The organism is Kribbella catacumbae DSM 19601, assembly GCF_000372465.1.
GTDB lineage: Bacteria > Actinomycetota > Actinomycetes > Propionibacteriales > Kribbellaceae > Kribbella > Kribbella catacumbae.
In genome coordinates this window covers 110,355-113,464 of the sequence record NZ_AQUZ01000009.1, presented here as the reverse complement: position 1 = coordinate 113,464, position 3,110 = coordinate 110,355, and the positions used below count along the sequence as shown (strand labels likewise).

Genomic DNA, 3,110 nt, shown 5'->3' with positions numbered 1-3,110 from the left:
GGCGGGGTCACACCTCTACTTCAAGGGATCGGGCGGAGTACGCGACAAGGCTTCAGTGCGAGCCGGCAAAGTCCGGTACTGCGGACGGCTCCTCGACATCGGCTATATCGCCGGTTGACCGAGCTGCGGCGGCAGCGATCGAGTCGACGATCTCGCCGGCCCGGATGGCCGTATTCGACAGCAGTGACGACGCGAGGCCGTGGCTGTGCTCCGTGCCACCGCCCTGCAGGTAGATCCCTGCCTGCAGCTCACCAGTGGTCTGCACCCGGTAGTCCCGGCCGATCTTGACCCGTCCGTCCTGGTCCCGGCGGCAGAGCTCACCCATCTCGCCGAGCAGCGCCACCGGATCCGCCGGCCGGTAGCCGGTGCAGTACACGACTACGTCTGCCGACAGTTGGGTCTTCTGGCCCGTGCTGAGCGACTCGATCGTGACGGCGGCGTCCTCGTCTGTGTCGACCACGTCGACGACACGGGACACGTTGAAGGTCCGCAGCCGTTCGGCGCCGAGTACACGCTCGCGATACAGCCGGCCGTACAGGTCTTCGATCAGCTCGGCGTCGACCACGGAGTAGTTGGTGTTGCCGTGGTAGTCGAGCACCATCCGCTTGACGTCTTCGGGGGCGGAGTAGAACTCGTCGACGGCCTCCGGGTCGAACACGCGGTTGGCGAACGGGCTGTCGTCGGCGGGGCTGTAGCCGAACCGCGAGAACACCGCGCACACCTCGGACTGCGGGAACGTCTCGTGCAGGAAGGCGGTCACCTCGGCAGCGCTCTGCCCCGCACCGACGACGACGAACCGGCCCGGCGTCCGGCCGTCGAGTTCGCGGACCCGGGTGAGCAGCTCCTGGTTGTGCCAGACCCGGTCCGACCTGCTGATGCCGGCCGGCAGATGCGGCTTGAGGCCGACGCCCAGCACCAGGTTGCGGGTCCGGTCGACCGACGTACCGTTCTGGCCGGCCGAGGTCACGTCGAAGGCGTCGATCACGCCGTCCGTGCGGACCGGGCGGACAGCCTGGACCTCGCGGTCGTAACGGACCACGTCGGAGACCTTGCTCGCGGCCCACTCGAGGTAGTCGTGGAACTCGATCCGCAGCGGGAACAGCGTCTTGTGGTTGATGAAGTCGATCAACCGGCCGTTCTGGTGCAGGTAGGTGAGGAAGCTGAACTCGCTGGCCGGGTTCCGCAGCGTCACCAGGTCCTTGAGGAACGACACCTGCATGGTCGCGTCCTCGATCAGCATCCCGCGGTGCCAGCCGAACCGGGCCTGCCGCTCCAGGAACAGCGCCCGGGGCGCCGCCTTGCCGCGTTCACCGGCCGCGATCGCCAGGGCCAGGTTCGACGGACCGAACCCGACCCCGATCACGTCGTACACCGGATGTCCCGCCTGTGCCGCCAACCCGACCATGCCAGTCCTTTCCATCGCCCTTGGTTAGGTGAGGCTAACCTAAATAATTTCGGCAAACCACCCGCGGGGCCACATCCCACCGGGGAAAGCTCACGCGGTGGGGAAAGGTGCTATAAGGCTGCCGATTTAGGTTAGCCTCCCCTTCCTTGATCGGCATCAGCGGCCGCGTGTCGGGCCGGGTTGCGCGATGGTTATTAGTCGGCTAAGTTCTTTTGCTTAGTCGGCTAATGAGTCGACTCTACCGCGAGGAGAAGCGTTGTGGAGTTGGGATTGCAGGGCAAACGAGTACTGGTGACCGGGGCATCGTCCGGGATCGGACGGGAGACCGCGCTGGGGTTCGCACGAGAGGGTGCGCGAGTGGCGATCACGTACCACTCGCGTCCGGACGCTGCCGCCGAAGTAGCGGCGGAGATCACATCGGCGGGAGGCGAGGCGTTCGCAGTACCGATGGATCTGGCGGCTCCGGAGTCGGTGGCCGCCGCTGTCGGCGGGACGGTCGAGAGGTTCGGCGGCCTCGACGTTCTGGTGGGCAACGCGGTCCATTGGGGTAGCGGCGACTTCCGCGACCGGCCGACCCGGATCGAGGACGCCAAACCGGACCAGTGGCTGCCGGTGTTGCGCGCCAATCTGGAGGGCAACTTCCACCTGGTCCAGCAGGCCGCGCCGGCCCTGCGCGAGTCGGATCAGGGGCGCCTGGTGCTGCTGTCGACCGACCTGACCGAGCGCGGCATGGCCGGATCCTGGGCGTACGGCGCCGCGAAGGCCGGGCTGCACGGGATGATCGCGAGCCTGCAACACGACCTCGGCCAGGACGGCGTACTGGTCAACATCATGATGCCTGGAATCACACTCGAGAACGGCAAGCACCGGGTGATCCCGGCCGACGTACTGGCTCAACTCACCCAGCAGTTCACCGCTCGCCGCCTGCCCGAGGCCGCCGACGTGGCCGCGGCCATCGTCTTCCTCTGCTCGGCCCGGACCACCGCCACCCAGGGCGAGATCGTCCGGGTGAACGGCGGCACCATGACTATGGCGTAGATCTGGGCTGACCGCCCTGGAATCACCGCTGACGGCGGCCCGGGCTTGTACCGTGGGGTCAAGGACACCCAGAAGGAGTGTTGTGATGACCCGGGCGCTGATCGTGGTCGATGTGCAGAACGACTTCTGCGAGGGCGGAAGTCTGGCGGTCAGTGGCGGTGCGGACGTCGCCTTCCGGATCGGCGAACTGCTGCACCGGTGGTACGAGGCCGAGCCGGGCGAGAAGGACTACACCTATGTCATCGCGACCCGGGATCACCATATCGACCCGGGTGACCACTTCTCCGACACGCCCGACTTCGTCAACTCCTGGCCGCGACACTGCGTCGCCGGCACCGACGGCGTCGGTTTCCACCCGAACCTCGACCCGCAGCCGTTCGACGCGATCTTCGACAAGGGCGAGTACGCCGCGGCGTACTCCGGCTTCGAAGGCAAATGCCACGACAACGGCAAACCCCTGGCCGACTGGCTCCGCGACAAGGGCGTCACCCAGGTAGACGTCTGCGGCATCGCCACGGACTACTGCGTCAAGGCAACCGCCATGGACGCACATCGAGAGGGCTTCGGTACTACGGTCCTGACGGGCCTGACGGCCGGCGTCGCACCGGGGAGCACGGAACAGGCCATCACAGACCTACGCACTGCGGGCGTGACGCTCACCTAGCCC

The 3,110-nt window shown here is 66.9% G+C and carries 3 protein-coding genes; 2 read left to right on the top strand and 1 reads right to left on the bottom strand.

Annotated elements, in window-relative coordinates; genetic code table 11:
• Nucleotides 1-52 precede the first annotated feature (52 nt).
• Nucleotides 53-1,420, bottom strand: coding sequence for a lysine N(6)-hydroxylase/L-ornithine N(5)-oxygenase family protein (locus A3ES_RS0112325; protein ID WP_202806490.1), 1,368 nt, complete (start codon nt 1,418-1,420; stop codon nt 53-55).
• A gap of 243 nt (nt 1,421-1,663) precedes the next feature.
• On the opposite strand from A3ES_RS0112325, the gene A3ES_RS0112320 reads away from it, so the two are divergent.
• Nucleotides 1,664-2,443, top strand: coding sequence for an SDR family NAD(P)-dependent oxidoreductase (locus A3ES_RS0112320; protein WP_020387120.1), 780 nt, complete (start codon nt 1,664-1,666; stop codon nt 2,441-2,443).
• Between the two features lie 85 nt (nt 2,444-2,528).
• Nucleotides 2,529-3,107 carry a nicotinamidase gene (locus A3ES_RS0112315; RefSeq protein WP_020387119.1) on the top strand — a complete coding sequence of 193 codons (579 nt, stop codon included), beginning with the start codon at nt 2,529-2,531 and terminating at the stop codon, nt 3,105-3,107.
• Nucleotides 3,108-3,110: the final 3 nt, after the last annotated feature.